3 protein-coding genes are annotated in these 3,509 nt (G+C 69.3%); 2 read left to right on the top strand and 1 reads right to left on the bottom strand.

The genetic code is table 11. The features are described 5' to 3' along the window. Window positions 1-1,121, bottom strand: a 1,121-nt coding sequence (locus RMO40_RS03035; protein ID WP_309716140.1) for a DEAD/DEAH box helicase, incomplete at its 3' end; no start/stop codon positions are given. 38 nt (window positions 1,122-1,159) lie between these two features. Here RMO40_RS03035 and RMO40_RS03030 point away from each other — a divergent pair. Then, complete coding sequence (locus RMO40_RS03030) at window positions 1,160-2,347, top strand: hypothetical protein (RefSeq protein ID WP_309716137.1); 1,188 nt, start codon at window positions 1,160-1,162, stop codon at window positions 2,345-2,347. A gap of 67 nt (window positions 2,348-2,414) precedes the next feature. Next, window positions 2,415-3,479: a tRNA preQ1(34) S-adenosylmethionine ribosyltransferase-isomerase QueA gene (queA, locus tag RMO40_RS03025; RefSeq protein WP_309716134.1), complete on the top strand. Its 1,065-nt coding sequence runs from the start codon at window positions 2,415-2,417 to the stop codon at window positions 3,477-3,479. Window positions 3,480-3,509 lie beyond the last annotated feature (30 nt).

Raw genomic sequence — 3,509 nt, 5'->3', positions numbered from 1 at the left:
GCATGCGTGCCCACCACCAGCGCCGCTTCGCCCGAGGCCACACGCACCAGCATCTCTGCGCGCTTCTTGCCCTTGCGGCTGCCGGTGAGCCACGCGGTCTGGATGCCGAGCGGCTCCAGCCACTGCACCAGCTTGCGAAAGTGCTGCTCCGCGAGGATTTCGGTTGGCGCCATCAGCGCGCACTGCCAGCCTTCGTTCATCGCAATCGCCGCCGCGAGCGCGGCCACCACCGTCTTGCCCGAGCCCACGTCGCCTTGCAGCAGGCGGTGCATCGGAGCCTCGCGCTGCAGATCGAGCGCGATCTCTTCGACCACGCGGCGCTGCGCGGCCGTCAGGCTGAAGGGCAGCGCGGCGAGCAGTTTTTCTTGCAGCCCGCCCGCCCGCACGGTGAAGCGCGGGGCGCGCTGCAAGGCACGTTCGTTCTTGGCCTGCAGCTGCGAAAGCTGCTGCGCCAGCAGCTCTTCGAACTTGAGCCGCTGCCACGCCGGGTGGGTCTTGTCTTCGAGCTCGCCCAGGCTGACGTCGGGGGTGGGGTGGTGCAAGAAGCGCAGTGAATCGCGCAGGTTCCAGGAGCTAAAAGGCAACAGCTCGGGCGGGATCAGTTCGGCCAGGTCGGCACGGTGCAGGCCCGAGGCGACAGCCTTTCGCAGATAGGCTTGCGGCAGCGTGGCGCTGGTCGGATACACCGGCGTCAGCTCGGTGGCGAGCGGTGTTTCGGCGTCCACACCCTTGAAGCTCGGGTGCACCATCTCCAGCCCGAAGAAGCCGCCACGCGCTTCGCCACGCACACGCACCCGTTTGCCGGCCGCGAGTGTTTTCTGGTGGTTGGGATAGAAGTTGAGAAAGCGCAGAAAGAGTTCGTCGCTTCCGTCATTGAGCTTCACCACCAGCTGCCGCCGTGGGCGAAATTGGATCTGGCAGTCGCTCACCACACCTTCCACCTGCGCCGTGTCACCGTCGCGCAAGTCGCTGATCGGCGTGATGCGGGTTTCGTCTTCATAACGCAGCGGGATGTGCAGCGCGAGGTCGATGTCGCGCACCAGGCCCAGCTTCTCCATCGCCTTCTGCGGGGCCGACTTGGTTCGTGCGGTGGCAGCGGTCGTGGGCGCGGTGGCGGACATGCAATGATTCTGCCCTGTCAACTCCTGACGCCGCGCCGATGGTGCTTCGAACCTTCCTGGCCACCACCCTGGCCCTTCTGCTGCCGGCCTGCGCCGCGGCCCGCGGCTACCAGCCCGAGGGGGACTGCGGCGGCTGGCCGCGCGTGGCACTCACCACGCCGGCTGGCTGGTGCGTCGGCCTGGTGGCAGACGAGCGCGACGGCCTGCGCATGCCGCGACGGCTGCTCGAAGTGTCACCCGGCCGCTTCTGGCTCATCGACATGGGCAGCTGGGAGCGTCGCCGCGGCCGCCTGCTCGAGATGACGCTCGGCACACCCGGCCAACGCCCCACCGTGCGCGTGTTGGCCCAGGCGCTCGACCGGCCGCTTGCGCTGCTGCGTGGCCCCGACGGCCGCATCTACATCGCCGAGTCCGGCACCGTGTGGCGCACGCCGCTGCCTGCGGCCGGCGGCGCCATCCAGCGCGAAGACCTCATCACGGGCCTGCCCGACGATGGCGCCCACCCGCTCAAAGAACTGGCCTTCGGCGAGGGCGGCACGCTCTACATCAACGTGGGCTCGGCCACCGACGCTTGCCGCAACGACGCGCAGCAGCAGCCGCAGCCCTGCCCCGAGCGCCAGGGTGACAAGCCGCGTGCGGCTGTCTACGTGGCCGTGCTCGGCGGCCCTGGCTTCACGCTGCAATCGCTTCGGCCTTTCGCCACCGGCCTGCGCAACTCCCTTGCGCTGGTGCACGTTCCGCGCGTCGGCCTGCTGCAGGGCGAAAACTCCATCGACTACCCCGATGCCGCGGCGCCCGCCGAAGAGCTCAACCTGCTGCGCGACGGCGCCGACCATGGCTGGCCTTACTGCGTGGCGGCACGCGCGCCGGCGCGCGGCTATGAGAAGCGCTTTGACTGCCGCAAGACGACCGCGCCGCTCGCGCTGTGGCCGGCCCATGTCGCCCCGCTTGCGATGCTGCACGCCACGCACGGGCCGCTACAAGGCCAGGTGCTGGTGGCGTGGCACGGCCACCGCCCGGCGGGCCGCCGCGTGGTCGGCTTTGCGCTCGATGCGCAGGGGCGTCCGCAGGGCCAGCCCACCGACTGGATCGGCGGCTGGACCGAGCGCGCGCCGCATCGCCCCACCGGCACGCCGGCCGGCCTGGCGCTCGATGAGCAAGGGCGGCTCTGGGTGGTGGAAGACCGCAACCGCAGCGTGCTGGTGCTGATGCCCGACGCGCGCTGACCATCTGCGGGCCGCGTGGAACAATTGACGCCCACCCTCGCATCGAGGCCGGTGAAGCCTCCGATCCATGCACGCCGCAACCCCTGCTTCCTTCTCGCTGCGCGACTTCGATTTCGAGCTGCCCCCCGAGCTCATTGCTCAGCACCCCGCGGCCGAGCGCAGCGCCTCGCGGCTGCTCGACGGAAGCGGCCCATCGCCGATTGACCGCATCTTTCGCGAGTTGCCCTCGCTGCTGCGTGCGGGCGACCTGCTGGTGTTCAACGACACGCGGGTGATCAAGGCGCGCCTGCTCGGCGCCAAGGCCACGGGCGGCTCGGTCGAAGCGCTGGTGGAACGGGTGCTTCCGAATCACGAGGTGATGCTGCACCTGCGCGCGAGCAAATCGCCCAAGCCCGGTGCGGTGATCCGCTTCGCTCATGGCGACAAGAGCTTCGACGCCGAGATGCTCGGCCGCGGTGGCCCGGAGAACTCGCTCTTTCATCTGCGCTTCCCGAGCGAGCCGTTTGCGCTGATCGAGGCGCACGGCCATGTGCCACTGCCGCCCTACATCACGCACGCCGACGATGCCGTCGACGAACGCCGCTACCAGACCGTGTTCGCCGCCAAGCCCGGCGCTGCTGCAGCGCCCACCGCAGCGCTGCATTTCGACGAGGGTGTGCTGGCCGCCCTGCGCGAGCGCGGCGTCGGCAGTGCGAGCGTCACGCTGCACGTGGGGGCTGGCACCTTCCAGCCGGTGCGCAGCGACAACCTGGCCGAGCACAAGATGCACAGCGAGTGGTTCGAGGTGCCACAGGCCACGGTGGACGCGATCGCCGCGACCCACGCAGCCGGTGGCCGGGTGGTGTCGGTGGGCACCACCACGCTGCGTGCGCTCGAATCGGCCGCGCGCGGCGGGGTCTTGCAAGCCGGCAGCCGCGACACCGACATCTTCATCACCCCCGGCTTTCAGTTTCGCGTGGTCGATGTGCTCGTCACCAACTTCCATTTGCCCAAGAGCACGCTGCTGATGCTGGTGAGTGCCTTTGCCGGCTACGAGCCGGTGATGGCCTTGTACCGGCACGCCATCGCGCAGCGTTACCGCTTCTTCAGCTACGGCGACGCGATGCTGCTGGTGCGAAAAACCGGCGCTTGATACGGCGTCGCTCAACGTGCCTGCGGCAAC

The organism is Rhizobacter sp., from assembly GCF_031412075.1.
Taxonomy (GTDB): Bacteria; Pseudomonadota; Gammaproteobacteria; order Burkholderiales; family Burkholderiaceae_C; genus Rhizobacter.
Note: the sequence above shows the minus strand (reverse complement) of the source record. Positions and strands in the feature narration are given on the sequence as shown.

What these genes read in the sequence shown, in the direction of transcription:
- RMO40_RS03030 (WP_309716137.1), top strand. Translation starts at nt 1,160, where the DNA reads ATGGTGCTTCGAACCTTCCTGGCCACCACCCTGGCCCTTCTGCTGCCG.
- queA (WP_309716134.1), top strand. Translation starts at nt 2,415, where the DNA reads ATGCACGCCGCAACCCCTGCTTCCTTCTCGCTGCGCGACTTCGATTTC.